The organism is Salmonella sp. SA15303 (assembly GCF_029962125.1).
GTDB classification, from domain to species: domain Bacteria; phylum Pseudomonadota; class Gammaproteobacteria; order Enterobacterales; family Enterobacteriaceae; genus Salmonella; species Salmonella enterica.
On the sequence record NZ_CP123924.1, the window covers coordinates 1,649,697 to 1,675,105 of the forward strand.

The 25,409-nt window shown below is 50.0% G+C and carries 24 protein-coding genes, 1 tRNA gene and 4 pseudogenes; 18 read left to right on the plus strand and 11 right to left on the minus strand.

Annotation, left to right across the window (positions count from 1 at the left end):
* The first annotated feature begins 191 nt into the window (after positions 1-191).
* The 4 genes and pseudogenes from sspH2 to QEN31_RS07865 all read left to right on the plus strand — a co-directional run bounded on the left by sspH2 (position 192) and on the right by QEN31_RS07865 (position 4,259).
* Positions 192-2,558: an SPI-2 type III secretion system effector E3 ubiquitin transferase SspH2 gene (gene sspH2 / locus QEN31_RS07850; RefSeq protein ID WP_099949639.1), complete on the plus strand. Its 2,367-nt coding sequence runs from the start codon at positions 192-194 to the stop codon at positions 2,556-2,558.
* 84 nt (positions 2,559-2,642) lie between these two features.
* Positions 2,643-2,879 (plus strand): annotated as a pseudogene (locus tag QEN31_RS07855) (KilA-N domain-containing protein); the annotation flags it as partial.
* 7 nt (positions 2,880-2,886) lie between these two features.
* Positions 2,887-3,876, plus strand: coding sequence for a DUF968 domain-containing protein (locus QEN31_RS07860; protein ID WP_001202279.1), 990 nt, complete (start codon positions 2,887-2,889; stop codon positions 3,874-3,876).
* A gap of 14 nt (positions 3,877-3,890) precedes the next feature.
* Positions 3,891-4,259, plus strand: a complete 369-nt coding sequence (locus tag QEN31_RS07865; RefSeq protein WP_010989045.1) for an antiterminator Q family protein — start codon at positions 3,891-3,893, stop codon at positions 4,257-4,259.
* A gap of 28 nt (positions 4,260-4,287) precedes the next feature.
* On the opposite strand, the gene QEN31_RS07870 is transcribed toward QEN31_RS07865, so the two are convergent.
* Complete coding sequence (locus tag QEN31_RS07870) at positions 4,288-5,619, minus strand: KAP family NTPase (protein ID WP_000894640.1); 1,332 nt, start codon at positions 5,617-5,619, stop codon at positions 4,288-4,290.
* 296 nt (positions 5,620-5,915) lie between these two features.
* Here QEN31_RS07870 and QEN31_RS07875 point away from each other — a divergent pair, with 296 nt between their 5' ends.
* The 7 genes and pseudogenes from QEN31_RS07875 to QEN31_RS07905 all read left to right on the plus strand — a co-directional run bounded on the left by QEN31_RS07875 (position 5,916) and on the right by QEN31_RS07905 (position 9,430).
* Entirely contained in the window at positions 5,916-6,245 is a 330-nt protein-coding gene (locus QEN31_RS07875; protein WP_001120499.1) for a phage holin, lambda family, read from the plus strand.
* 13 nt (positions 6,246-6,258) lie between these two features.
* Positions 6,259-6,732, plus strand: a pseudogene (locus QEN31_RS07880) (HK97 family phage prohead protease); the annotation flags it as partial.
* A pseudogene (locus QEN31_RS07885) lies at positions 6,708-6,851 on the plus strand (phage tail protein); the annotation flags it as partial. The pseudogenes QEN31_RS07880 and QEN31_RS07885, both read left to right, overlap by 25 nt.
* Positions 6,838-8,079, plus strand: a complete 1,242-nt coding sequence (locus QEN31_RS07890; RefSeq protein WP_000554739.1) for a hypothetical protein — start codon at positions 6,838-6,840, stop codon at positions 8,077-8,079. The pseudogene QEN31_RS07885 and the gene QEN31_RS07890, both read left to right, overlap by 14 nt.
* A 2-nt stretch (positions 8,080-8,081) precedes the next feature.
* Positions 8,082-8,609 carry a tail fiber assembly protein gene (locus QEN31_RS07895; protein WP_001215679.1) on the plus strand — a complete coding sequence of 176 codons (528 nt, stop codon included), beginning with the start codon at positions 8,082-8,084 and terminating at the stop codon, positions 8,607-8,609.
* Between the two features lie 52 nt (positions 8,610-8,661).
* The gene (locus tag QEN31_RS07900; RefSeq protein WP_125572651.1) at positions 8,662-8,985 is read left to right on the plus strand and encodes a hypothetical protein; all 324 of its coding nucleotides are present in this window, start codon (positions 8,662-8,664) and stop codon (positions 8,983-8,985) included.
* A 1-nt stretch (position 8,986) separates the two neighbouring features.
* Positions 8,987-9,430: a tail fiber assembly protein gene (locus tag QEN31_RS07905; protein ID WP_000022213.1), complete on the plus strand. Its 444-nt coding sequence runs from the start codon at positions 8,987-8,989 to the stop codon at positions 9,428-9,430.
* A gap of 53 nt (positions 9,431-9,483) precedes the next feature.
* Here QEN31_RS07905 and QEN31_RS07910 read toward each other — a convergent pair whose 3' ends face one another.
* On the minus strand, positions 9,484-11,313 hold the full coding sequence (locus tag QEN31_RS07910) for an acyltransferase family protein (RefSeq protein ID WP_000639473.1): 1,830 nt from the start codon (positions 11,311-11,313) through the stop codon (positions 9,484-9,486).
* Positions 11,314-11,660: 347 nt separating this feature from the next.
* Complete coding sequence (locus tag QEN31_RS07915) at positions 11,661-11,951, minus strand: DinI family protein (protein WP_000884778.1); 291 nt, start codon at positions 11,949-11,951, stop codon at positions 11,661-11,663.
* Between QEN31_RS07915 and QEN31_RS25360 the strand changes: the two are divergent.
* Both QEN31_RS25360 and QEN31_RS07920 read left to right on the plus strand, forming a co-directional pair.
* A pseudogene (locus QEN31_RS25360) lies at positions 11,865-12,090 on the plus strand (DNA polymerase V). The gene QEN31_RS07915 and the pseudogene QEN31_RS25360 overlap by 87 nt on opposite strands.
* Positions 12,091-12,092: 2 nt before the next feature.
* Positions 12,093-12,482, plus strand: coding sequence for a HumD family translesion DNA polymerase (locus QEN31_RS07920; RefSeq protein WP_438796083.1), 390 nt, complete (start codon positions 12,093-12,095; stop codon positions 12,480-12,482).
* 130 nt (positions 12,483-12,612) lie between these two features.
* Here the strand turns inward: QEN31_RS07920 and QEN31_RS07925 are convergent.
* The 3 genes from QEN31_RS07925 to QEN31_RS07935 form a co-directional block, all read right to left on the minus strand.
* Positions 12,613-12,689: transfer RNA gene (locus tag QEN31_RS07925), tRNA-Pro, on the minus strand.
* 73 nt (positions 12,690-12,762) lie between these two features.
* Positions 12,763-14,523, minus strand: coding sequence for an LPS biosynthesis-modulating metalloenzyme YejM (gene yejM, locus QEN31_RS07930; RefSeq protein ID WP_000256150.1), 1,761 nt, complete (start codon positions 14,521-14,523; stop codon positions 12,763-12,765).
* 31 nt (positions 14,524-14,554) lie between these two features.
* A complete protein-coding gene (locus QEN31_RS07935; protein ID WP_001135904.1) occupies positions 14,555-14,782 on the minus strand; it encodes a YejL family protein in 228 nt (75 codons plus the stop codon).
* A gap of 179 nt (positions 14,783-14,961) precedes the next feature.
* On the opposite strand from QEN31_RS07935, the gene yejK reads away from it, so the two are divergent.
* Positions 14,962-15,969, plus strand: a complete 1,008-nt coding sequence (gene yejK, locus QEN31_RS07940) for a nucleoid-associated protein YejK (RefSeq protein ID WP_000050806.1) — start codon at positions 14,962-14,964, stop codon at positions 15,967-15,969.
* 27 nt (positions 15,970-15,996) lie between these two features.
* Positions 15,997-16,617, plus strand: a complete 621-nt coding sequence (locus QEN31_RS07945; RefSeq protein ID WP_000033443.1) for a hypothetical protein — start codon at positions 15,997-15,999, stop codon at positions 16,615-16,617.
* Positions 16,618-16,725: 108 nt separating this feature from the next.
* On the opposite strand, the gene rplY is transcribed toward QEN31_RS07945, so the two are convergent.
* Both rplY and QEN31_RS07955 read right to left on the minus strand, forming a co-directional pair.
* Positions 16,726-17,010 carry a 50S ribosomal protein L25 gene (rplY, locus tag QEN31_RS07950; RefSeq protein WP_000494192.1) on the minus strand — a complete coding sequence of 95 codons (285 nt, stop codon included), beginning with the start codon at positions 17,008-17,010 and terminating at the stop codon, positions 16,726-16,728.
* 124 nt (positions 17,011-17,134) lie between these two features.
* Positions 17,135-18,895, minus strand: coding sequence for a DEAD/DEAH box helicase (locus tag QEN31_RS07955; RefSeq protein WP_000578130.1), 1,761 nt, complete (start codon positions 18,893-18,895; stop codon positions 17,135-17,137).
* 151 nt (positions 18,896-19,046) lie between these two features.
* On the opposite strand from QEN31_RS07955, the gene rsuA reads away from it, so the two are divergent.
* The 3 genes from rsuA (at position 19,047) to QEN31_RS07970 (ending at position 21,695) form a co-directional block, all read left to right on the plus strand.
* On the plus strand, positions 19,047-19,742 hold the full coding sequence (gene rsuA / locus QEN31_RS07960; RefSeq protein WP_001234839.1) for a 16S rRNA pseudouridine(516) synthase RsuA: 696 nt from the start codon (positions 19,047-19,049) through the stop codon (positions 19,740-19,742).
* Positions 19,743-19,769: 27 nt separating this feature from the next.
* Complete coding sequence (locus QEN31_RS07965) at positions 19,770-20,960, plus strand: Bcr/CflA family multidrug efflux MFS transporter (RefSeq protein WP_000213347.1); 1,191 nt, start codon at positions 19,770-19,772, stop codon at positions 20,958-20,960.
* A 390-nt stretch (positions 20,961-21,350) separates the two neighbouring features.
* Positions 21,351-21,695 carry a YejG family protein gene (locus QEN31_RS07970; protein ID WP_001094639.1) on the plus strand — a complete coding sequence of 115 codons (345 nt, stop codon included), beginning with the start codon at positions 21,351-21,353 and terminating at the stop codon, positions 21,693-21,695.
* 3 nt (positions 21,696-21,698) lie between these two features.
* Here the strand turns inward: QEN31_RS07970 and yejF are convergent, their stop codons facing one another.
* The 3 genes from yejF to QEN31_RS07985 are packed head-to-tail and all read right to left on the minus strand — an operon-like array spanning position 21,699 to position 25,409.
* Positions 21,699-23,288, minus strand: coding sequence for a microcin C ABC transporter ATP-binding protein YejF (gene yejF, locus QEN31_RS07975; protein WP_000222013.1), 1,590 nt, complete (start codon positions 23,286-23,288; stop codon positions 21,699-21,701).
* A 1-nt stretch (position 23,289) separates the two neighbouring features.
* Positions 23,290-24,315 (minus strand): ABC transporter permease, encoded by a 1,026-nt coding sequence (locus QEN31_RS07980; RefSeq protein ID WP_001137747.1) that lies wholly within the window; start codon positions 24,313-24,315, stop codon positions 23,290-23,292.
* The gene (locus tag QEN31_RS07985; RefSeq protein ID WP_000501623.1) at positions 24,315-25,409 is read right to left on the minus strand and encodes a microcin C ABC transporter permease YejB; all 1,095 of its coding nucleotides are present in this window, start codon (positions 25,407-25,409) and stop codon (positions 24,315-24,317) included. Before QEN31_RS07985 ends, QEN31_RS07980 begins: the two co-directional genes overlap by 1 nt.

Here is a 25,409-nt window from a genome sequence, read left to right on the forward strand (position 1 = left end):
TCGACACTTTAGCTGTAAAATGACAGTCCCGCCATCCGGTCATCATAACGGATTTTTCTTCTGCACCTTCTGAAGCCCGCCATGTCAGGACGACCATGAATCCGCCGATAACCTTATTGTGAAATTAAGACCAGGAAGAGATGATGTCTGCCGGACAGATACTATATGTAAATTTATAAAGGTTTTTTGTTATGCCCTTTCATATTGGAAGCGGATGTCTTCCCGCCACCATCAGTAATCGCCGCATTTATCGTATTGCCTGGTCTGATACCCCCCCTGAAATGAGTTCCTGGGAAAAAATGAAGGAATTTTTTTGCTCAACGCACCAGACTGAAGCGCTGGAGTGCATCTGGACGATTTGTCACCCGCCGGCCGGAACGACGCGGGAGGATGTGATCAACAGATTTGAACTGCTCAGGACGCTCGCGTATGCCGGATGGGAGGAAAGCATTCATTCCGGCCAGCACGGGGAAAATTACTTCTGTATTCTGGATGAAGACAGTCAGGAGATATTGTCAGTCACCCTTGATGATGCCGGGAACTATACCGTAAATTGCCAGGGGTACAGTGAAACACATCGCCTCACCCTGGACACAGCACAGGGTGAGGAGGGCACAGGACACGCGGAAGGGGCATCCGGGACATTCAGGACATCCTTCCTCCCTGCCACAACGGCTCCACAGACGCCAGCAGAGTATGATGCTGTCTGGTCAGCGTGGAGAAGGGCTGCACCCGCAGAAGAGTCACGCGGCCGTGCAGCAGTGGTACAGAAAATGCGTGCCTGCCTGAATAATGGCAATGCAGTGCTTAACGTGGGAGAATCAGGTCTTACCACCTTGCCAGACTGTTTACCCGCGCATATTACCACACTGGTTATTCCTGATAATAATCTGACCAGCCTGCCGGCGCTGCCGCCAGAACTGCGGACGCTGGAGGTCTCTGGTAACCAGCTGACTAGCCTGCCGGTGCTGCCGCCAGGACTACTGGAACTGTCGATCTTTAGTAACCCGCTGACCCACCTGCCGGCGCTGCCGTCAGGACTATGTAAGCTGTGGATCTTTGGTAATCAACTGACCAGCCTGCCGGTGTTGCCGCCAGGGCTACAGGAGCTGTCGGTATCTGATAACCAACTGGCCAGCCTGCCGGCGCTGCCGTCAGAATTATGTAAGCTGTGGGCCTATAATAACCAGCTGACCAGCCTGCCGATGTTGCCGTCAGGGCTACAGGAGCTGTCGGTATCTGATAACCAACTGGCCAGCCTGCCGACGCTGCCGTCAGAATTATATAAGCTGTGGGCCTATAATAATCGGCTGACCAGCCTGCCGGCGTTGCCGTCAGGACTGAAGGAGCTGATTGTATCTGGTAACCGGCTGACCAGTCTGCCGGTGCTGCCGTCAGAACTGAAGGAGCTGATGGTATCTGGTAACCGGCTGACCAGCCTGCCGATGCTGCCGTCAGGACTACTGTCGCTGTCGGTCTATCGTAACCAGCTGACCCGCCTGCCGGAAAGTCTCATTCATCTGTCTTCAGAGACAACCGTAAATCTGGAAGGGAACCCACTGTCTGAACGTACTTTGCAGGCGCTGCGGGAGATCACCAGCGCGCCTGGCTATTCAGGCCCCATAATACGATTCGATATGGCGGGAGCCTCCGCCCCCCGGGAAACTCGGGCACTGCACCTGGCGGCCGCTGACTGGCTGGTGCCTGCCCGGGAGGGGGAACCGGCTCCTGCAGACAGATGGCATATGTTCGGACAGGAAGATAACGCCGACGCATTCAGCCTCTTCCTGGACAGACTGAGTGAGACGGAAAACTTCATAAAGGACGCGGGGTTTAAGGCACAGATATCGTCCTGGCTGGCACAACTGGCTGAAGATGAGGCGTTAAGAGCAAACACCTTTGCTATGGCAACAGAGGCAACCTCAAGCTGCGAGGACCGGGTCACATTTTTTTTGCACCAGATGAAGAACGTACAGCTGGTACATAATGCAGAAAAAGGGCAATACGATAACGATCTCGCGGCGCTGGTTGCCACGGGGCGTGAGATGTTCCGTCTGGGAAAACTGGAACAGATTGCCCGGGAAAAGGTCAGAACGCTGGCTCTCGTTGATGAAATTGAGGTCTGGCTGGCGTATCAGAATAAGCTGAAGAAATCACTCGGGCTGACCAGCGTGACGTCAGAAATGCGTTTCTTTGACGTATCCGGCGTGACGGTTACAGACCTTCAGGACGCGGAGCTTCAGGTGAAAGCCGCTGAAAAAAGCGAGTTCAGGGAGTGGATACTGCAGTGGGGGCCGTTACACAGAGTGCTGGAGCGCAAAGCGCCGGAACGCGTTAACGCGCTTCGTGAAAAGCAAATATCGGATTATGAGGAAACGTACCGGATGCTGTCTGACACAGAGCTGAGACCGTCTGGGCTGGTCGGTAATACCGATGCAGAGCGCACTATCGGAGCAAGAGCGATGGAGAGCGCGAAAAAGACATTTTTGGATGGCCTGCGACCTCTTGTGGAGGAGATGCTGGGGAGCTATCTGAACGCTCAGTGGCGTCGTAACTGATGCACCAGGTGAATGAGGTGCGGTGCGACAAAGATATTCCCGGACGAACAACATCAGACAGTACGGATGATGTACAGGTGAAATATCCGGATGACGGCTAATCAGGCGTATCAGCAGTTAGCAAAGCTGGGTGTTGTTGAACATCGTGAGCGTTACAGTCGCTCCGCGATTAACGGCATTAAAAAATTCTGGTCGCTGACGGCAAAAGGCTGCATGTTCGGCAAAAACATCACCAGCCCGGCAAACCCTCGCGAGACGCAGCCGCATTTCTTCGAGTCCAAATTCCCTGAGCTGCTGAAGCTGCTCGATACCGTTCATTGAGGTGATCGTGAGAGCGTTACTGACCCCTGAAATTGCTCCTCGTATGGGCGTTGTATTGTTCAGGCCGGGATCGGAACTGATGCCCCTGTTTATGCAGGGGCGTGTTCTGCTTGAACCAGAGCCGGAGCAATTTTCATCTTTCGCCAGCGGCGCGGTCCCGGCGGTATCACAGCCGCTGGCGGATGATCCTGCTGTTCGTGATGTGTTCTGTAATGAGTCGGTTATCTATCGTGCTGGTGGTCTGGATAGTCTGGAAAGCTGGCTACTCCGGGGGAATGGCTGTCAGTGGCCGCATTCAGACTGGCACAGCGAACAGATGACAACCATGCGCCACGCTCCGGGGGCAATCCGACTGTGCTGGCACTGCGATAACCTGCTGCGCGAACAGTTTACGGAACGGCTGAAATCAATAGCTGTGGAGAACACGACAAAATGGGTTTTATCGGTTGTTTGTCGTGATCTGGGTTTTGACGATATGCACGCAGTTACTCTCCCGGAACTGTGCTGGTGGATGGTACGCAATAACCTGGCAGAAGTCTTACCGGAGAGCGCTGCGAGAAAAGCATTAAGGATGCCGAAGGCAATTGTCCAGTCAGCTACCCGTGAAAGTGAAATTGTTCCCTCGGTGCTGGCCACCAGCATTGTACAGGATAAGGCGAAAAAGGTACTGGCGCTCAGGGTTGATCCGGAATCGCCGGAAAGCTTCATGTTACGTCCGAAACGCCGTCGATGGGTCAATGAGAGATATACCCGCTGGGTTAAATCCCAGCCGTGCACCTGCTGCGGGAAGCAGGCGGATGATCCGCACCACCTGATAGGCTACGGTCAGGGAGGGATGGGAACAAAGGCGCATGACCTCTTTGTGCTGCCGTTGTGCAGAACGCATCACAATGAGTTACATGCGGACACCGTGGCATTCGAAGAGAAATACGGCTCTCAACTGGAGTTGATATTTCGTTTTATCGATCGCGCGCTGGCAATTGGCGTGCTGGCCTGATTTGGTGGAGAAAGTTGATGCGTGATATTCAGATGGTTCTTGAGCGTTGGGGGGCATGGGCGGCGAGTGATAGCTCAGGAGTGGACTATTCGCCTATAGCTGCTGGGTTTAAAGGGCTTCTTCCCTATACCTGCAAGACACGTGTGGCTTGTTCTGATAATGACGCATTAATTGTTGAGGGGTGTCTTGCTCGTTTAAAGCAAAAAAGGCCTGATGAGCATTCGCTTCTTGTGGCACATTATTTATACAGAATATCCAAGCGTAAGATTGCAAAGGTGCGTGGGAAGGATGAGAAATTGGTACGTATAGAAATACAGTTAGCCGAAGGATTTATTGATGGCTGCCTTTCAATGCTGGATCTAACATTAGATATGGACGTTTAATAATACGCCCCATGCAGGGGCGTATTATTTACTGGATGAATGACATTTGATTAATATATTTTATCATTAACTCTCTGGGAGTAGTGCTCCAAAATTTTAGGTGTTCATAATCAGTATAAACATTTGTGAACTTTTTAAGTTCCTCATCACTTTTAGGGGCAAATCGCTCATTAAGAGTAATGCTGTCTTTAATTATTCCGAAGAATATAATTGATATTTCAGGGATTTGCGATCTTCTCTCATAAGAATAAGGTATTTCTTTTATGTTAAGCAGGTCTGCTAAATAAGATATAGATTCAGCGGTAATTTCTTGTTTTAGTTTTTCCTTGTCACCAAAACAATGTATGAAGACAGCTACGACAACGATCATATTTATAAAAGGATCATTGCTTTTGCACTCATTGTCGTTTAACAGTCGGAAAATGTTAAGATTGCGTGAAAAGGTTTGTGTTTCACGTAAGGATAAGTTGGTTCGTTGAATTAAATCACAAATAAAGCTACCAACTAAGCTGTTGATTTTATTTAGTAATGTAGTTTCACCTACAAGGTGATCCCAATATATAACCGAGGTTTTACATACGTTATGCCCATTTATTAAGCATGTGTCTGGAAGAGTAATGGTATATTTTATAAACTTGTCAAGATACTTTTGTGAGTTAATGCTATAACCATAAATATGATTTATAGATGCTTTTAGTTGTTCAGTGTTTGTAACTAAAATAAAAAATACGTTATTGATATCAAAGATGTGTTTTATTGTTTCAATGATATTTGTTGAAAAACTTGGCTTACATCGGTCTAATTCATCAATAATTATCACTATCTTTTGCTTGTTTGATATATCTTCAATGCAAGATTTTAGAGAGTTTATGTTTTTCTCTGATTCCATGTGGTCTTCAAGTATATTTTCAATAGTCCCATCTATTGCTGCATTGCTTGCTTTCTTCATCGCATCTTGGAATTCTTCGGCAACTTCACTAGCCTCCTGTCGTAAAAACCAACCTGCACCAGCTTTTAGTACAGTTTTTAAACCAAATCGAATTGCAGGAAGAGATCTCTTAATGAAGTTTTGTTTTTCCTCCTCCGGCAAAATGCTCGCAATAGCTGATGTTATTAGAAGTAATGGAGATTCTGCATGATCCCCTTTAAAGGCATCAACATAGACAACTTTAGACTCAGTTTCTTGCTCGATAATGAGATTCTTCAGTTTGATACTAAATTCTGATTTCCCTGTCCCCCATGCACCGTCTATTACCAGTGGTGAAATGTCTGCCTCTGGTTTTAGCAATTTGATGATATTTTCAGCGATGTTTCTTCGTTGGAACTCGTCACGTTCAGTGAATGATAGTGTTTCTAACATAATATAAGCCTGTTAACTCCTACAGTAAAAAACGCATAATACGACTTTGGGATTAAAAATCATTAACGCGGTCCGCAAAAATTCTTGTAATCTGCTAAGAGTGGTTACTTTGCCACGCAGCTTAAACCCGCCGTCGAGCGGGTTTTGTCGTTTCTGGGCCTGGGATTCGTTGGGCCTGGCCTATCCCGCAGTTATCGATTGGCTCGGCTTCTTTTACGTTTCCGCTTCTGATTTGCGGTACGTGGTATTCCCTCAATTTGCACCTGCTGTATCAGCGAGGTGAGAGATAACTACAAATGCCTCATAACCCAAATACCTGGCCTGATTTACTTGAATTGTTACAGAGCTGGTGGCGTGGAGACACACCGCTGGGCGCAGTCATTATGTCGATTGTTATGGCTGGTTTGCGCATCGCCTATTTTGGCAGTGGTGGCGGCTGGAAGCGAAAAATGCTCGAGATTTTGCTCTGTGGCGCTCTGACACTGACCTTTGCATCTGCTCTTGAGTATGTCGGATGGATGAGCCGCAACGAAGCACGCGCGTTTGAGGACATGAATCCGAAAGACGGCCTTGATGAAATGCTGGTCAGCGTCAACGCCTCCCGGCCAGCCAAAACCACAATCTAGGAGAACACTCAAGATGAGTGAACGTGAAATTCGCTGTTACAGCGGCGAGGTGCGCGCAGAAACGCACGACAGCGAGCCCAGCCGGATCATCGGGTATGGTTCGGTCTTTGACAGTCGTTCTGAACTGATTTTCGGTTCGTTTCGCGAAATCATCCGGCCCGGTGCGTTTGATGAAGTGCTGAATGACGATGTACGGGCGTTGTTCAACCATGACCCCAATTTTATCCTGGGTCGCAGAAGTGCGGGCACGCTGGCACTGACGGTTGATGAGCGGGGGCTGCGTTATGACATCACCGCGCCAGAAACTCAGACAATCCGTGATCTGGTGTTGGCACCAATGCAGCGCGGGGATATCAACCAGTCCTCTTTTGCATTTCGCGTCGCCCGCGACGGAGAGGAATGGTACCAGGACGAGGATGGTGTGGTGATTCGTGAGATTACCCGTTTTTCCCGTCTGCTGGATGGCAGACCTGTACAAGCACCTGCGATTCTGCGATCAGAACGTGGGGCGATACTGTTGCTGAATGTGTGATTGATAAGCTTTGTCCGTCACATACGGTTGTTGTTTTTGCTTATCCGGAAGGAAAAGAGAATGCACAGAATTGATACGCCCACTGCGCAAAAAGATAAATTTGGTCAGGGGAAAAACGGATTTACGAATGGTGATCCCGCCACGGGCCGCCGCGCAACGGATCTCAACAGTGATATGTGGGATGCAGTCCAGGAAGAGGTCTGTACTGTTATTGAAGCCGCCGGCATACCACTCAGTAAAGGCGAACATACGCAGCTTCACGCCGCCATTGGCAGGTTGATCTATGAACAGGTTAAAACCCGTCTTGAAAAAAATCAGAATGGCGCGGACATCCCGAATAAGCCGCTGTTTCTCCAGAACGTTGGTTTAGTAGACGTTCTTTTTAAAGGTGACGGGCGATTCCTCGCGGGAACGTTTGTCAGTGACGCAATTGACCGAACATCAATCGGCGCGCGTGCGGCTACAGGCTGTCAGTTTATGCGTGCGCATCAGGCCCCCGACGCGCCAGACCAGGTAAGTTTCTGGCAAATTATTACCCTTAGCGAGGTGGTAAGTCCGACCACTGTTGTGGATGTTCTTGCAGTCAGTGGCAATAACGTATTGTTTGGTCACGGAACAGGAACGGGTATTACCTCATGGCGTCAAGTGGCGATGCTGGAGGGGGGCGCCTTTACGGGGGGTATTTCTGCACCAAATATGCGTGGCGATACCCTGGTTACGGTTGGGGATGGCACTGGTGGGATGGCTAAAGGTGACGTTGATGGTGCAGGTTTTAATGGTAACAATCTGAACATTAAGTCATGGAATGGTATCGGATTTCAGAACTCAGAAGACCTGGCTATCCGGGCATATATCAGCACCCGACTCGGTGTTATCGCAGCTGCTGAAAACTTGCAGGCTGGAAGTGCGATATTCAACAAAAATGGCGATGTATACGGTGATATATGGGGCGGTGGTAGCGGACCGGGCTGGCTGAGCGCGTTTGTGGCTTCTAAGCCAGCGCGTCAGTACATCACCATGGTTGGTGTGTACCAGAACGACAAAACAAAGCCATTTATGCTTCATGATGATGGGTCTGGTGTATTCCTTGCTACAACTGACATGCTGAGTGGGTATGTTCAGTCAATTCGATTCGGTGCCGTTGAGCATGGAAACTTATATCGTTCGCCCGGATTTGCAGACCAGTTAGGTTACGTCATTACAGGTGTTGAGAATGGAGACTCGAACGATACACCAGACAGGATCCAACGACGCCTGTTACAGCTTAAAGTGAATGGCCAGTGGTATACGGTGGGAGCATAAAAATGAGGCATTTTAAAAATTTCACTAAAACAACGGAATTAACCCTTGTTCAGCAGAAATTATCAGAGAATTGCAGTATTCAGTTTATCCAGGATGAATCAGGTGTTGACTGGTATGTGTTACAGAAGTTATTCCAGCCCGATACGCTGAAAATCCAGTATGACAAAACAGGGCTGATTATTGCTGCGGATAAAGATGCGACTAAGCTATTTCCGCTGAATTGCTCTGTTGTGGAATTCGCTGATACTGATATTCCCGATGGTTTTCAGCCTGGGAATTTTACCTACAGCAACGGCGTTATTGCCCCTGTTCAGATTGATTATGTTGCTTTAGCTACGGCAGAGCGCGACAGGCGTATGACGTCGGTCACAGCAAAAATCAATCAGCTTGTAGAAGCTCAGGACGATGGCGATATAACGGCTGCTGAATTGTCCGAACTCACTGCGCTACGTGAATACCGAACAAAGCTGCGCCGACTGGCGCTAGATGTTGCACCTGATATTAACTGGCCGGAATATCTGAATAAATAGATAAAAATCATGTGCTCGAAACGTTCAATTGAAATCGGCCGCACAACGGGACGTGGGCAACGGCGCGAATCAGAACCCGGACATTTCTTCATTTGTTCTCAGGGACAACCCTGCCGGGATCTATACCTCTCTGCCCGGTGGCGCAATCTTTCAGGCTTTAAATTGCTTTGTTCCCGGGAATAGCCCTTCAGGGTATGTTTTTCCATTACCAACAACATTTCCTTATGTATTCAAGGCTGCCACGCTTACCCCTCAGGATGCACAAGGTGATATTACGATATCCCCAACATATTTGATTGAGAACAACGGTGCTATTCGTATATTTAATCCATCCGGTGGCGATAATTCCATATCTGTAATTTACATGGGGTATTGACATGAGCATAATATGTTTTTCCTCGACATCAAACACATATTTTTCAGAGGAGAACATTCCAGCTTATAAGGCCAGTGGGTTGTGGTCGAATGATTTTTATGCTCTGACCGATGAAGAAGTTGATAAGTATTATATGAAAACTCCACCAAAGGGAATGTATCTCGGTTCATCAAATGGACGTATTGCCTGGGTTTGTATTCCACCTCCAACGCAAGATGATTTAATTTCTGCCGCAAATCAGGAAAAGAAGAAGAGAATCGATCAGGCCAACGAGCACATGAACAGCAGGCGGTGGCCGGGCAAAGCGGCGCTCGGGCGCCTGACGGGCGACGAACTGGCGCAGTACAATCTGTGGCTGGATTATCTCGATGCGCTGAAAGCGGTTGATACATCGGTTGCACAAAATATAGCATGCCCCATCAGAAAAGCTATACACATAAAATAATTTGCATTATTGTTGTAGTTTTATAAAATAAAAAGAGGGGCAAGCCCCTCTGTTTATTTTGAAATCTGCTTTTTCACTTCCTCAATAAACCACCCTGAGCCTTCTGGTGTTAGGTGCGCATTGTCATATTGTATAGGGTAAGCAATTCTATTCCCTATTATTGCTTTGCAATAACTTTCTGTACACATAGTCTCAAGTGGTGAAATATAAGTAAGGGAATGCTCTTTCGCCAGCTCTCTAAGATATTTGTCATTATCTCTCAGATTACGGGTTTCATCCGTCATGCTCCATGGAACGGTCCTTCCGGAATTAATCCCCATATCCTCAATAGTATCAATCATCGTTTTCTTCCAAACCGGGAACGGGCCAACAATGATGATGTTTTTTACTTTGTTATCCTTCAGGAATTTAATAGTCTCAGGCAGATAATCACGCATAGGATAGACAGGCCACAACGCGGACATTAATACCGTAGTAGGCTTGTTGTCTGAAATTTCCTTGGCTACCATATCATTGATGTCTTTGCAATACGGCCTGTCATCTTTTTGAAGCCCAATGATTGGTGGGCACAAGCTTGCAGTTCTCTGCGTAATGTTAAGTGAATTTCCAAATACCGATTTCAGCCCTGGCATAAGATGTGCGGCATGCGAGTCACCCCATACAACAAAAGACTTTTCAGTCATTTTATCCTGACATTTTGAGAATGCTGAATAATCTTGATCTGGATTGAGGAAGCAAATATCAGGCCTCCAGGGAGAGTTGTCCATACGATACTCAACGACTTGCTTTAGGGTGTCTGAAAATCTAAAACTAACACCTTTTGTGAACATGACAAACAAGCATAGAGCCAGAGTAGAGGAAAATAATACAATATTAAATTGTAGCTTAACTCGTTTCCTGAGCGTGTTTTCAATTGTTCTGTATGAAATATCCCCAAGCGCAAAAGACACAATTACACCAAAGAAAATATTTATAGCGCTGAACTCAATATCATAATGTTTCATCGCTACAATTACAGGCCAGTGCCATAAATAAACTGAGTAAGAAATCTTACCCACCCACTGTGCAATTCTGTTTGATGTGAATAAAGAGTTCTGTTTGTTAGCCAGAATAACCATCGAAGCACCCAGCACGGGAGCGAGTGCTGAATAGCTTGGCCAGTAACCATTACTGTGCAGTATAACAACAGCAACAACAATGAGGACTATCCCATAAACCTCACAATGCTTTATCCATTCTGGCATTTTGTAACGTACAGATGCTATGTATACAAGGCCGCCAGCCAGCATTTCCCATGCCCTGGTAGGGATAAGATAGAAAATATCTTCTTTGGTTCCAGTCACTCGCATAAGTGTAATTGCAAGTGACATGGCTAAAATTACAGATAATGAGAGTCCAACAGGAAACCGTAATTTTTTAACTATAATGACTAATAAAGGATATAAAATATAAAATTGCCACTCAACTGATAGTGACCAGGTGTGAAGCAAAAAGTTGAACTCTGATGATGAGTCGAAATAACTAGAGTGAATTGCGTAATAATTATTTGAATAAAAAAGTAAAGACGATATTGCGTTCTTGCTAAGTGCTTCGTATTCATTTGTACTTAGTGTAAATAAACCGAAAATCATCAACAAGAGAATTGCAAATACCAGAGCTGGTACAATTCTTAGGAATCTTGCAATATAAAAATCAAGTACTCCTTTGTGGTCTACGCGTTCAAGGACAATTCCAGTCATAAGAAAACCAGAAATTACAAAGAAAACATCTACACCTATAAAGCCACCTGACACATAAGGTACACCGAAGTGATACAGCACAACACTTATCAATGCAAAAGCTCTTAGCCCATTTATATCGAGTCTGAATTTCTTGTAGATCATTTTTTACCTATAATTCCAAGGTGCCACACAAGACGAAATTAAGATAATGGATGATAGACTTTTTTATAAAAGTCGTCACCTAAAATTGACCTGTTACATCAACTACATCAACTACATCAAAGAAGGTCACTGACCAGCGCATCTTGCTGGTTATTGATACGTCCGTTTCGCCACGCGACGACTCATTGCTGGTTTGCATAGATGGAGAGGAGTTCAGGATTAAGCGGTACCGGACACATTCGCAATCGCACCCTGTAAATTTTGAGAATGGGAAAAGGGAACGTTTACGAAAATGAAAATCCGCCACAGCGCGATCAAAACGTAACTATGGCGGATATTGAAAAACTTTACTCGCTCACTAACCAGAATTCAGCCTCTTCAAACATTTCCTGAACAGTACGGCTTATCTGTTCCTTCTCATGCTTGCTGGCGTCAGTATTGATCGCCGGTAGTGTCATCATCGGTTTAACCCGAACATCAGCATCGGGGAAGATCCGGTGAACCCTCTTAGTCAATTCTCCCAGAATGATATCTTTTGCTCCGGGCAAACCATCAATATTGAAATAGCCTGGTATGCTTCGATACAGCAGGAACCTAATGGCCGGAAGACCGTCACCACACAGCGGTTTGTCCAGCAACTGAGCAAGGTTAACTGGAACTGGACGATGAAGCAGGCTAACGAATGGATCGAGTGGTATGTGACAACATTCCGCGATGTATCAACGCAGGAAGGGGAGACGTACCTTTCAGCTGTTCAATCCAAACGGAGGACTATAGCCATGGGCTTCCCTTCACCTGCCAGTGATTACGTTGAAACAAGGATCTCCCTCGATCAGCAGCTAATCAGCCAGCCCGCAGCGACTTATTTCATGCGGGCATCGCGTTCACATTTCAGGGAAGGGATAATCCAGGGGGCGCTACTTGTTGTGGACGCGTCGCTTTCAACCTGTGATGGCTCGCTGCTGATATGCGCGATAGATGGGGAATTCAGGATCAAGCGATACCGAACTCACCCTCAGCCCCACCTGATAAATCTGGAGAACGGGAGAAAGGAAGCGCTGCCAGAAGATGGTGATGGCTACAATTCTTCACACGCAATATTTGGAGTTATCACGTACATCATTAATGATGCCAGGAACGCGGAGTTTGATGACTGCCCGGTGATGTGAATAGTTGAAACTTTACGGTAAAGTCGATGTTTTGTGTCGGGGTTTTTCCCCGATTATTCCCCGTTGCTTCCCCGTTCAGAAAACAGGCATAAAAAAACCAGCCGTAACAGGCTGGTTCTTCGAGGAATTTTGGTCGGCACGAGAGGATTTGAACCTCCGACCCCCGACACCCCATGACGGTGCGCTACCAGGCTGCGCTACGTGCCGACTTGTGGGTGCTAATACTACCTCTTTCCAACGCGAATGCAAGGGGAAACGGTGCTAACTGATTTATAATTAATCAGTTAGCGATAAAACGTTTCTCTTCTGTTAGCACTTGCAGCAGCAGACTGAGCTGCGGCTTCTGATCTTTGATCTTCTCGCCGTGTAAGTCATAGGTCTGATAATGACCGTTATTATTGAGCACCAGGGTCATTTGCGGCGTCGTGATTGCCAGCGTACTGCCGTCTGCCGCCGTTACCCAGTTATGACGACGTGGAACGGTAAAGATGTCCTGGCCCTGTGAATATTCGTTCGCTGGCGTGCTGACATGTAACAGGCGTTGCATCAACGTGGTCATCACATCGGTATGATCGGTAAGCACATTAATACGCTGCGCAGGCGTCCCCGGCCAGTGGATCACCAGCGGTACTTGCAGATGACCTTGCGACCAGTCGAAGCGATTTTCTTCCGGCGTCAACGGTATGCCGCGTCCTGCGGTAATGATCACGACAGTATTGTCGAATTTACCGGCCTCTCGCAGCGCGTTCAGAACCCGATTGATTTGCGCATCCACGTCGCTGGCGGCACTGGCGTAACGCTTAACAAAATTTTTCTGGTTACTGTCATCAATATTAGTACCGTTAAACGATATCCATGAGAACCAGCGGTTATCTTCCTGTGCGTAGCGCCCAAGCCAGTCTATCCACTGGCTGGCCGTTTGCGCATCAGACTGCGTTTGCGCTGCCGGCATCGAGAAATCGGACAGTAATGCCTGACGATAAAGCGGGCTGGCGAAGCCATCCGAAGAAAACAGTCCCAGTTGGTAGCCTTGCTGATTCAACGCGGTAATGAGCGCCGCAGGCGTTCTGGTGGATAACACGCCATCCATATAGCCTGGCGATATGCCATAGAACAGGCCGAAAATACCGTTATCAGTGGTATTCCCTGAACTCATATGACGGGTGAAGTCGATGTTTTGCTCGGCAAATGTAGCCAGCTCCGGCATCTGCTTCTCAAAGCGAGAATAGTTCAGGCCGTCTACGGTAATGAGCAGCACATTCTGACCGGTGCCCATATCGCGATAGTGCAAATTGCTGAGCGGGTACTGAACGGAGACCGCTTCCGGATTGCCTTGCTCTACCAGACGGCGCTGATATTCCTGCGCATCCAGCAGACCGTGTTTTTCAAGAAAACGTCGCGCCGTCATCGGATAAGAGAGCGGCAGGTTTGCCCGCTGCATGGTAATCGGCCGGTAAAAATTAGCGTCTGCCCAGATGTAGATAAGATGCGATGCGATAAAGGAGACGAAAAAGAATGCCGCAAGCGGCCTTGCGAAATGGCGGCGGCGCGTGAGACTGCGCAGCTTTTGCCAACTCCATGTCGCAAATAGCATCTCAATCAATAAGATAACCGGCACGCTAATAAACATAAGCTGCCAGTCGCGCGCCATTTCGTTCTGGTCAGGGTTGATGACCAGCTCCCAGACAATGGGATTAAGATGCAGGTGGAAACGGGTAAAGACTTCGCTGTCGATAAGCAACAACGTCATACCCGCGGTCGCCAGAATGGCTGATAAAAACCGCATCAGCCGCTGGGACATCACGATAAACGTGAGCGGAAAAAGAATAAGCAAATAGGTGGCGAACACCAGAAAGCTAAAGTGCCCGACAATGCTCAGGTAGGAGTATATGCGACCCGCAAGCGTTGTCGGCCAGTCGGCGACAAACAGGTAACGGCTGCCGAGCAACGTAGCCAACAGTATATTGAACAGAGCGAACCAGTGCCCCCAGCTAACCATCTGGGAGACTTTTTCACGGTAGCGCTGACGATGAGTTACCATACCTGTCGCTTGTTTCTCCGGAGTCGGCTTTTTAGTGCGCGTTGTCTTCGCTAATCGAAGACTGCAAGGCGCGGGCAAAAGAGTTCGCAATCGCCTGGCGTTGAGCCGGCGCAACGCTGGTGTTGATAAGGTTGGTGACCATATTTCCCAGCACCATCAGGGAAAGATCGGTCGGCGCCTTATGTTTTTCCAGTACACTGAGCAGTTCGCTCAGCAGTTGTTCAACATGTTCATCACTATAGCGGGAGAGTTGTGGCATAAATCAAAATCTGTTTGTTCATGAAAGGGCAACATATTACCGTAGCAACAGTTTTTTTTCTGCATTTTTATCCCCTAAATCATTCGCGTTACGGATAACGCCTGAAATGACAGGGCGATTGCTTGCGTCTTCCGGCAGGCGGTGGTTGAATACCGCCCGGTCTTAAAGGAGAGTTTATCATGAGTCTGGATATCAACCAGATTGCCCTGCACCAGCTTATCAAGCGCGATGAGCAAAATCTTGAGCTGGTCTTGCGCGATTCATTGCTGGAGCCGACAACCACCGTTGTCGAGATGGTGGCTGAACTGCATCGGGTCTATAGCGCCAAGAATAAGGCGTATGGCCTGTTTAATGAAGAGAGTGAACTGGCGCAAGCGCTGCGGTTGCAACGTCAGGGGGAAGAAGATTTTCTTGCCTTTAGCCGGGCGGCGACCGGACGCCTGCGTGACGAACTGGCGAAATATCCCTTTGCGGACGGCGGCATTGTATTGTTCTGCCATTATCGTTACCTGGCGGTGGAGTATCTGCTGGTTACGGTACTGAACAACCTGAGCAGTATGCGGGTCAATGAAAATCTGGACATTAACCCGACGCATTATCTTGATATTAACCATGCGGATATCGTGGCGCGTATCGATCTTACCGAGTGGGAAACTAATCCGCAATCGACCCGCTACCTGACGTTCCTGAAAGGTCGGGTAGGGCGCAAGGTCGCTGACTTCTTTATGGATTTCCTCGGCGCCAGCGAAGGGTTGAACGCCAAAGCGCAGAATCGCGGCCTGTTGCAGGCAGTGGATGATTTCACCGCAGAAGCGCAGTTGGATAAAGCAGAACGTCAGAACGTGCGCCAGCAGGTGTACAGCTACTGCAATGAGCAATTACAAGCCGGGGAAGAGATTGAACTGGAATCGCTGTCTAAAGAGCTTTCCGGCGTCAGTGAAGTCAGCTTCAGCGAATTTACCGCCGAAAAAGGCTATGAGCTGGAAGAGAGCTTCCCGGCAGATCGCAGTACGCTACGCCAGTTAACCAAATATGCCGGCAGCGGCGGCGGGTTAACGATTAACTTTGATGCGATGCTACTGGGCGAGCGGATTTTCTGGGACCCGGCGACCGATACCCTGACTATCAAAGGGACGCCGCCGAATTTGCGCGATCAGTTGCAGCGACGCACGTCGGGCGGGAAATAAAGGCATACGACATAAAAGGACGCCGTAGTGAGTAAAGGAATACGTCAGAGACCGCCTGTTAATTTCAGTTTATTTCGGCAGGTTTTGTATGCGCACATTGTCGCATTTTTGATGATGTTGGTGCTCGGCATGGTGTTCACCGTTCTATCGTTGGTACTGTTTTATACTTATGGTGCCAACTGGTTACTGAGCTTGTTCATATGCCCGCTGTTCTTGTTAAGTGGTTTATTCATTACTGGATTTGCTTTTAAATCAACCTGGTCCAGCATACGTTACTATTACGACAAGGGGCAGTTGAAACGGTATGGACTCAATCTTGATGCAACTTTGACGCATAAAGAGAAGGTGGAAATACGCATCGATAATGCAAAGCGTCAAGTACGTGTAGATGAACTGGAACTCCATGTCTTATTTGATTTTCAGTTTGATAGCAAGACATGGAGCTGCGGCGACTTACTGACCAATGAAAAGGTATTTGATGCGTTGAATGACGGGCAAACGATACCAATACGAATTCTGCCATGGAAACCGGAAAGTGCCAGCGTTCGTCAACGGGCATTATTCAATCGGCTTAAAGGTATGAATACCGCGTCGGAAACTACAGATCCTCGATTAGGGGAGGCGCTAATTGAATGTGGCGAGGTGTAAGAAAGCAGAAAAGCAAAGTGGGTTCTCGTTGCTCTGCATGTCGTCAAATTCAATTAAACGCATAAAAAAACCCCGCCGGGGCGGGGTTTTTCTTCAACTTCCAGGCGATTACGCGCGAACGAAGTCGATGTGAGTCAGCTTCGGTTTGTAAGCGTGACGCTGTACAGCCTGAGCTTTAACTTTTACTTCTTTACCGTCAACAACGAGGGTCAGAACTTCGCTGTAGAATTCAGCTTTAGCTTGCATGTTCATCACCTGGTCGTGGTCCAGTTCGATAGCAATCGGGGCTTCAGAACCGCCGTAGATGATTGCCGGGAACTTGTTAGCGGCGCGCAGGCGGCGGCTCGCACCCTTACCCTGCTCTTTACGTACTTCTGCGTTGATAGTAAACATTTAAATCTCTCTTTAATAATTCCTGCTACAGGCGACCCAGCAACAGGTAAGTGATCTGCTTTGCGTATGCAAAGGCGGGCGGGATTCTATACTCAAATCGCCGTTACATCAATGAAAAGTACAATTAACCACGTAATTCGTGCGCCCGGCGGAAGCGGCCTTCATAGTCGAACACTTTTTCACGCACCTGCCAGTACTGGCCTTTCATCCGCGCGACCACAAAATCGGGATGCCGCAACAGCGCCTGCTGCGCGACAATATCCGCCGCCGTGATCCAGCGTAAAGGAACGCCGGGCGTGCGGGTATGCGGGCGAATAAATAGCTGTTCGAAAGCGGTACGCTGGGCGGGCGTGTGCAAGCGGAAGCGCTCACTGACATCCGCGCCGTCCTCGTCATAGTAAGTGATTTTCAGCCATTCGCCTTTCTCATCCTGCCCATGCTGCATCGTCATTCCGCTACAGCGCAGGACTAACGCATCCTTGAGCCTGAGCGCCGCTTTTAACATATCGTCCGGGTCGACCAGAATGGCGTCACATTCCCGGCAGCGTCGGGCGGCAATATCGTTTTCGGCATTACACTGCGGGCAGTTTTTGAAGCGAAAGCGAAAATCGCACTGCTCGCGATGGCCGTCGTCATCGTCAAACCAGCCCTGGCAGCGACGGCCAAAGTGTTCAATCAGCGTGCCGTCGGCAGTGGTTTTCCCCCAGAAGGTGTTGGCAAAGCCGCAGGCCGGGCAAAATACCTGGACAGGGACGTTATCGCTTTTTCCCTTCGGGCTACCGACCTCCGGGGCATACAGGTCGTGCGGGTTGCCTGCGTAATCAAGAATCAGGCAATCGGTCTTTCCCGGCGCAAGGCGCAGACCACGCCCGACAATTTGTTGGTAAAGACTAACTGACTCCGTGGGACGTAGAATCGCGATGAGATCAACGTGTGGGGCGTCAAAGCCGGTGGTCAGCACCGAGACGTTAACCAGATAGCGAAAACGCTGCGCCTTGAAATTATCAATCAGCGCGTCGCGCTCGGGCCCTGGCGTATCGCCGGTAATCAGCGCCGCGTCGTCCGCCGGAAGCAGACCGACAATCTCTTTCGCATGTTCGACCGTGGCGGCGAAAATCATCACGCCTTTGCGCGTTTGCGCAAATTCCACAATCTGGCTGATGATGTGCGGCGTAATCCGCTGCTGCTTTTTCAGCTCGCGGTTCAGGTCGGCTTCGCTGAACAGCCCATTGCTTTGGGCCTGCAGGCGGCTGAAATCGTATTGGACCACTGGCATATCAAGCCGCTCAGGCGGCGTCAGATAGCCGTGTTTAATCATATAGCGCAGCGGCAGTTCATAAATACAGTCGCGAAACAGCGCGTTGTCGTTGCCGCGCACCATACCGTGATAATGAAATTGATAAATCCAGCCTTTTCCGAGGCGAAAAGGCGTGGCGGTGAGTCCAAGCAGACGTAAGTGAGGATTAACTTTACTCAGGTGAGTGAGGATTTGCTGATACTGACTGTCTTCATCGTCACCGATGCGGTGGCATTCATCGACAATCAACAGCGAAAACTCCTCCTGGAAGGCGTCAAGATTACGCGCCACCGACTGTACGCTGCCGAACACGACTTTGCCCTGACTCTCTTTACGTTTGAGTCCGGCGGCGAAAATATCTGCTTCCAGCCCCAGCGCGCAATATTTGGCGTGGTTCTGCGCGACCAGCTCTTTCACATGCGCCAGCACCAGTACCCGTCCGCGGGCGACGCGCGCCAGTTCGGCGATCACCAGGCTTTTACCTGCGCCGGTCGGCAGAACAATCACGGCGGGCGTACGGTGGCGGCGAAAGTGGCTGAGCGTGGCGTCTACGGCTTCTTGCTGGTAGGGGCGGAGTGTAAAAATCATGGTCTCACTACGTTAAACGGTTCCGGGAATAGTATGCCATGAATCATTTCCCTTGAGGGATATAGTTAGCCCGCTATACTGAGCGGATAGCAATTCCCTTTTTTCGGGTAGAATGCCCGATTTCCGTATTATTACAGGCTAAATCACACACATGCGACTTGATAAATTTATCGCTCAGCAGCTTGGCGTCAGCCGCGCTATTGCCGGGCGTGAAATTCGTGGTAACCGCGTTACCGTCGATGGCGACATCATTAAAAATGCGGCCTTCAAACTGCTCCCGGAACATGCGGTTGCGTATGACGGCAATCCCTTAGCGCAGCAACACGGGCCACGCTATTTTATGCTTAACAAGCCGCAGGGATACGTTTGTTCAACCGATGATCCCGATCATCCAACGGTACTGTATTTCCTGGATGAGCCGGTGGCGTATAAGCTGCATGCCGCAGGACGTCTGGATATCGATACTACCGGTCTGGTGTTAATGACAGATGACGGTCAGTGGTCGCACCGCATTACGTCGCCGCGCCATCACTGTGAAAAAACCTATCTGGTGACCCTGGAGTCGCCGGTGGCCGACGATACGGCAGCGCAATTTGCGAAAGGCGTGCAGTTGCATAATGAAAAATATCTCACTAAACCCGCTACGCTGGAGGTGATAACACCTGTGCAGGTCCGTCTGACCATCAGCGAAGGCCGTTATCATCAGGTGAAGCGGATGTTTGCCGCAGTAGGCAATCGCGTTGTGGAACTGCACCGCGAACGGATTGGCGCCATTACGCTGGATGAGAATCTGGCTCCCGGCGAGTACCGCCCGTTGACTGAAGAAGAAATCGCCAGCGTCGGCTAACTATCTCGTTAAATTCAGGAGTTCGATGTGACCACCCGGCAGCACTCTTCCTTTGCCATTGTCTTTATCCTTGGCCTGTTGGCCATGTTAATGCCGCTGTCGATTGATATGTATCTTCCAGCGCTGCCGGTGATTTCTGCGCAATTCGGCGTGCCTGCCGGTAGCGCGCAGATGACGCTCAGCACCTATATTCTGGGGTTTGCGCTGGGTCAGCTTATCTATGGACCGATGGCGGATAGCCTCGGGCGTAAGCCGGTCATCCTGGGCGGGACGCTGGTATTTGCCGCTGCGGCGGTCGCCTGTGCGTTGGCGCAGACTATCGATCAACTGATCGTGATGCGTTTCTTTCACGGTTTGGCGGCCGCGGCGGCAAGCGTCGTCATCAATGCGCTGATGCGGGATATTTATCCAAAGGAAGAGTTTTCGCGCATGATGTCATTTGTCATGCTGGTCACTACGATAGCGCCGTTAATGGCGCCCATTGTCGGGGGCTGGGTGTTGGTATGGTTAAGCTGGCACTATATCTTCTGGATACTGGCCATTGCGGCGATTCTGGCGTCAGTCATGATCTTTGCTTTGATTAAAGAGACGCTGCCCGTTGAGCGGCGTCAGCCTTTTCATATTCGTACCACAATAGGTAACTTTGCCGCGTTGTTTCGCCACAAACGCGTACTGAGCTATATGCTGGCGAGCGGGTTTAGTTTTGCCGGTATGTTCTCTTTTTTGAGCGCGGGGCCGTTTGTTTATATCGAAATTAATCATGTTCCGCCGCAGGATTTCGGCTACTACTTCGCGTTGAACATCGTATTTCTGTTTGTGATGACGATTATCAACAGCCGTTTTGTCAGACGGGTAGGGGCGCTAAACATGTTTCGGGCCGGGCTATGGATTCAGTTTGCGATGGCGGTGTGGATGGTTTTCAGCGCGCTGATGGGCATTGGATTCTGGGCGCTGGTGGTTGGCGTTGCGGCGTTTGTCGGCTGTGTGTCGATGGTTTCGTCCAATGCGATGGCGGTCATTTTGGATGAGTTTCCGCATATGGCCGGAACGGCGTCTTCGTTGGCGGGCACTTTCCGCTTTGGTATTGGCGCTATCGTCGGCGCGTTGCTGTCGCTGGCTACCTTTAACAGTGCGTGGCCGATGATCTGGTCGATTGCGCTTTGCGCCGCCTGTTCCATTCTGTTTTATCTCTACGCCAGCCGTCCCAAAAAACGGTGACGGGCGCGCTGTCCCTCAATGGCGCCGAAGAATGCGCAGGCGGCGTTGGGGGATGCTATCCGCTACACGATGGCAAAGCCAAACGGCTTTCATAGTTGATGTATATCAATTACCAATTCATCATTTTCCTCCTTTATGTTTATTTTATGTAAAATCCATTTATGTAAAAAGTCACATCATTGTAGTTAAAAAGGTTGAGTTAGATCGCAGAAACGGGTACATATAGCCCGCCGCTATCTCCGTGTCGGTAAAACTATTTTAACTCCCGCTTGCTGTAGAGCCACTGACGGAGAGAAGGGCGTTAGCAATCTGTTTAAGGACGGGTTGTCAATGATGTGTTAATATAAATGTAAGTAAATTGTGAAGTAATTGTGCTTCCGGGGAAAGAAAGTGAATACATTACAGCTCTCAATTGTTCACCGTCTGCCGCAAAACTATCGCTGGTCGGCGGGTTTTGCGGGGTCAAAGGTTGAACCGATTCCGCAAAACGGGCAGAGCACCGAGAATAGTCTGGTGGCGCTTAAACTGTTGAGTCCGGCAGGCGATAGCGCGTGGTCAGTGATGCATAAGCTCAGCCAGGCGCTAAGCGATATTGAAGTTCCTTGCTCCGTGCTGGAGTGCGAAGGGGAACCGTGCCTGTTCGTTAATCGTCAGGATGAGTTTGCCGCCACCTGTCGGCTGAAAAATTTCGGTGTGGCGATAGCGGAACCTTTTTCTAACAATAATCCTTTTTAGGCGTCAGCTTAACGCGAGTAGCTGACGCGTATAGGCCTGTTGCGGTGCGGTAAACACGCGCTCGCATTGCCCCTGTTCAACCACCTCCCCCTGCCGCAGCACAATAACCTGATGGCACAGCGCGCGTACTACATGCAGATCGTGGCTAATGAAGATATAGGCCAGACGGTGCTTTTGCTGGAGCGATTTCAGGAGGGCAAGAATCTGCGCCTGAACGGTTTTATCCAGCGATGAGGTCGGTTCATCCAGAATAATAAGCGACGGTTTTAAAATCAGTGCCCTGGCGACGGCGATACGTTGACGCTGGCCGCCGGAAAACTCAGCGGGGTAACGATGCCGCGTTTCCGGGTCCAGGCCGACTTCCATCATGACCGCTTTCACCTGCTGTTCGCGCTGCGCGCCTGAAAGCGTAGGCTGGTGGACGCGCAGGCCTTCTTCGATAATTTGCAATACGTTTAAACGCGGGTTTAGCGATGAGTTCGGGTCCTGGAATACGACCTGGATACGGTGGCGAACAGGTAAAAGCTGGTGGCGGTTTAACGTATCCAGCGATTGACCGTCAAACACGATGCGGCCTTCGGAGCGGATAAGCCGTAACAGCGCCAGACCGGTGGTGCTTTTTCCCGATCCTGACTCGCCGACCAGACCCAGCGTTTCGCCTGGATGCAGGGTGAAACTGATATTGTTAACCACCACATTATGATCCACGACGCGCTTCAGAATGCCTTTGCGGATCGGGAAGGCGACGCGCAGCCTGTCCACCTCCAGCAACGGCGTCTGCCCGGCGGGGAGCGGAACCGGATCGCCTGTGGGTTCGCTGTTGAGTAGTTTTTGCGTGTACGGATGGGTCGGCGCGGAGAGCAGCGTGTCGGCGCGTTGGTTCTCTACGCACTTGCCGTGTTGCATTACCGCTACTGAATCCGCCAGTTTTTTTACAATGCTGAGGTTATGGGTGATAAACAGTAATCCCATATTAAGCTCGCGCTGGAGTTCCCGTAGTAGAGATAAAATCTGCGCCTGTACGGAGACGTCGAGGGCGGTGGTCGGCTCATCGGCGATCAGTAATTCCGGCCGTGTTAACAGCGCCATGGCTATCATGACGCGCTGGCGTTCGCCGCCGGAAAGCTGATGAGGGTAATCGCGCAGACGCTGGCTCGCCTGGCGGATACCGACCCGATCCAGACAACCGATCATCTCCGCTCTTGCCGCCTCCCGACGCATTCCCCGATGGAGCGACAGCACTTCATAGAGCTGTTTTTCCAGCGTATGCAGCGGGTTAAGTGAAACCATCGGTTCCTGAAAAATCATGGCGATTTTATTGCCGCGTACGCCGCGTAGCGTCTGCTCGCTGGCATGAAGCAATGATTCGCCGTGAAAGCGAATATCGCCGGAGAGGTAGACGGCGGGAGGGGTAGGCAAAAGACGCAGAATGGAAAGCGCCGTCACGCTTTTTCCTGACCCGGACTCGCCGACCAGCGCCAGCGTTTCCCCGGCGTTCACCTGTAACGAAATGGCGTTAACGACAGGACGCACGTGCTGTTGCTGACGGAAACCTACCGATAAATTTTCAATCGCAAGCAATGGATATGTCATCTTATACCGCCTTAGCAGGATCAAAGGCGTCGCGTACCGCTTCGCCGATAAAAATCAGCAGCGATAGCAGAATGGCGACAGACAGAAAGGCGGCGATCCCCAGCCAGGGAGCCTGTAAGTTGTTTTTCCCCTGTAAAAGAAGTTCGCCGAGAGAAGGGGAGCCAAGCGGCAGACCGAATCCCAGAAAATCCAGCGACGTCAGGGTGGTGATGGAGCTACATAAAATGAACGGTAAAAATGTCAGGGTAGCGACCATCGCATTAGGCAACATATGGCGCAGGATAATGTCCCGATCGCTGACGCCAAGCGCCTGCGCGGCGCGGATATAGTCAAAATTGCGGGTCCGTAAAAACTCGGCGCGCACCACGCCCACCAGACTCATCCAGCCAAACAGTACGGTTATGGCCAGCAGCCACCAGAAGTTAGGCTGCACTACGCTGGAAAGTAAAATAATCAGAAACAGGGTCGGCATCCCCGACCAGACTTCGATGAGACGTTGCCCCCATAAATCGACTTTGCCGCCATAATAGCCCTGTAGCGCGCCCGCCAGTACGCCCATGACGCTGGAGCAAATCGTTAACATCAGGCCGAATAAAATAGAAATGCGGGTGCCGTACAGGATGCGGGCGAAAACGTCGCCGCCATTCGCATCGGTGCCCAGCCAGTTTTTCGCCGAAGGCGGGGAGGGGAAAGGCTGCGTGGTGGCAAAATTAATGGTATTGGCACCAAAGCGTACGGGGGCCCACAACACCCAGCCCCGATTCTCAAGCTGCCGTTGTAGCCAGGGGTCCTGATAATCCGCCGTTGTCGCCAGCGGGCCGCCGAAATCGCGCTCGCTGTAATTTTTTACCAGCGGAAAATACCACTGGCCTTCATAGCGCACCAGCAATGGCTTATCGTTAGCAATCAGTTCCGCGCATAAGCTCAGGCTGAACATGATCAGGAAAATCCATAGTGACCAGTAGCCCCGGCGATTATGGCGGAAACGCGCCCAGCGGGCCTGATTGACCGGGCTTAATCGCGGCATTATCGTCCCTCAAAATCAATGCGTGGATCGACCAGCGTATAGCTGATATCGCTCAGGATATTCAGTAATAAGCCAATCAGGGTAAAGATATAAAGCGTGCCGAACATCACCGGATAGTCGCGCGAAACGGTTGCTTCATAACCCAGCAGCCCCAGGCCGTTGAGTGAAAACATGACTTCAATTAGCAGCGAGCCGGTGAAAAACATACTGATAAAAGTGGCGGGAAACCCGGCGATCACCAGCAGCATGGCGTTACGAAAAACATGTTTCCAGAGAATGTTTTTTTCACTCACGCCTTTAGCGCGAGCGGTAACGACATACTGTTTACGCACCTCGTCGAGAAACGAATTTTTCGTCAGCATCGTCAGGGCGGCAAAACCGCCGATGACGGTCGCCAACACCGGCAGCGTAATATGCCACAAATAATCGGTGATTTTCTGGTACCACGGTAATGTGTCAAAGTTGGCGGAGACCAGGCCACGTAGCGGAAAAATATCGTAGTAGCTGCCGCCGGCAAAAAAGACGATTAATAAAATAGCAAACAGAAAGGCGGGGATCGCATAACCAATAATGATAAACGCGCTGCTCCACACATCAAAGCGACTGCCGTTATGGACGGCTTTGCGAATCCCCAGCGGGATAGACACCAGATAAATAATCAGCGTGCTCCATAATCCCAGGGTAATGGAGACGGGAAGGCTATCTTTGATCAGCGTTAGTACGGATGCGCTGCGAAACAGACTGTCGCCGAAGTCAAAAGAGAGATAGTCCCGTAGCATCTTGAAATAACGCTCATGCAGCGGTTTGTCGAAGCCGTAGCGATGGGTGATCTCCGCGATCACCTCCGGATCGAGTCCCCGGCCGCCGCGATAATGGCTGTCGCTGATATTGCCGACGCCGGTTTGCGCATGACTGGCGCGAACGCCTTCGCCGCTGGCGCCGGGCAACGCGCCGCCCTGGCCAAATTCAATCGCGGCAATCGCCTGATCGACAGGGCCGCCGGGAGCGATCTGCACGATAAAAAAGTTAATGGTAATAATGGCCCATAGCGTGGGGATCACCAGTAACAGACGGCGGATAAGATAGGCGCCCAT

What these genes read in the sequence shown, in the direction of transcription:
- sspH2 (WP_099949639.1), top strand. Translation starts at nt 192, where the DNA reads ATGCCCTTTCATATTGGAAGCGGATGTCTTCCCGCCACCATCAGTAAT.
- QEN31_RS07870 (WP_000894640.1), bottom strand. Translation starts at nt 5,619, where the DNA reads ATGTTAGAAACACTATCATTCACTGAACGTGACGAGTTCCAACGAAGA.
- QEN31_RS07875 (WP_001120499.1), top strand. Translation starts at nt 5,916, where the DNA reads ATGCCTCATAACCCAAATACCTGGCCTGATTTACTTGAATTGTTACAG.
- QEN31_RS07890 (WP_000554739.1), top strand. Translation starts at nt 6,838, where the DNA reads ATGCACAGAATTGATACGCCCACTGCGCAAAAAGATAAATTTGGTCAG.
- QEN31_RS07895 (WP_001215679.1), top strand. Translation starts at nt 8,082, where the DNA reads ATGAGGCATTTTAAAAATTTCACTAAAACAACGGAATTAACCCTTGTT.
- QEN31_RS07905 (WP_000022213.1), top strand. Translation starts at nt 8,987, where the DNA reads ATGAGCATAATATGTTTTTCCTCGACATCAAACACATATTTTTCAGAG.
- QEN31_RS07910 (WP_000639473.1), bottom strand. Translation starts at nt 11,313, where the DNA reads ATGATCTACAAGAAATTCAGACTCGATATAAATGGGCTAAGAGCTTTT.
- QEN31_RS07920 (WP_438796083.1), top strand. Translation starts at nt 12,093, where the DNA reads ATGGGCTTCCCTTCACCTGCCAGTGATTACGTTGAAACAAGGATCTCC.
- yejM (WP_000256150.1), bottom strand. Translation starts at nt 14,523, where the DNA reads ATGGTAACTCATCGTCAGCGCTACCGTGAAAAAGTCTCCCAGATGGTT.
- QEN31_RS07935 (WP_001135904.1), bottom strand. Translation starts at nt 14,782, where the DNA reads ATGCCACAACTCTCCCGCTATAGTGATGAACATGTTGAACAACTGCTG.
- yejK (WP_000050806.1), top strand. Translation starts at nt 14,962, where the DNA reads ATGAGTCTGGATATCAACCAGATTGCCCTGCACCAGCTTATCAAGCGC.
- rplY (WP_000494192.1), bottom strand. Translation starts at nt 17,010, where the DNA reads ATGTTTACTATCAACGCAGAAGTACGTAAAGAGCAGGGTAAGGGTGCG.
- QEN31_RS07955 (WP_000578130.1), bottom strand. Translation starts at nt 18,895, where the DNA reads ATGATTTTTACACTCCGCCCCTACCAGCAAGAAGCCGTAGACGCCACG.
- rsuA (WP_001234839.1), top strand. Translation starts at nt 19,047, where the DNA reads ATGCGACTTGATAAATTTATCGCTCAGCAGCTTGGCGTCAGCCGCGCT.
- yejF (WP_000222013.1), bottom strand. Translation starts at nt 23,288, where the DNA reads ATGACATATCCATTGCTTGCGATTGAAAATTTATCGGTAGGTTTCCGT.
- QEN31_RS07980 (WP_001137747.1), bottom strand. Translation starts at nt 24,315, where the DNA reads ATGCCGCGATTAAGCCCGGTCAATCAGGCCCGCTGGGCGCGTTTCCGC.
- QEN31_RS07985 (WP_000501623.1), bottom strand. Translation starts at nt 25,409, where the DNA reads ATGGGCGCCTATCTTATCCGCCGTCTGTTACTGGTGATCCCCACGCTA.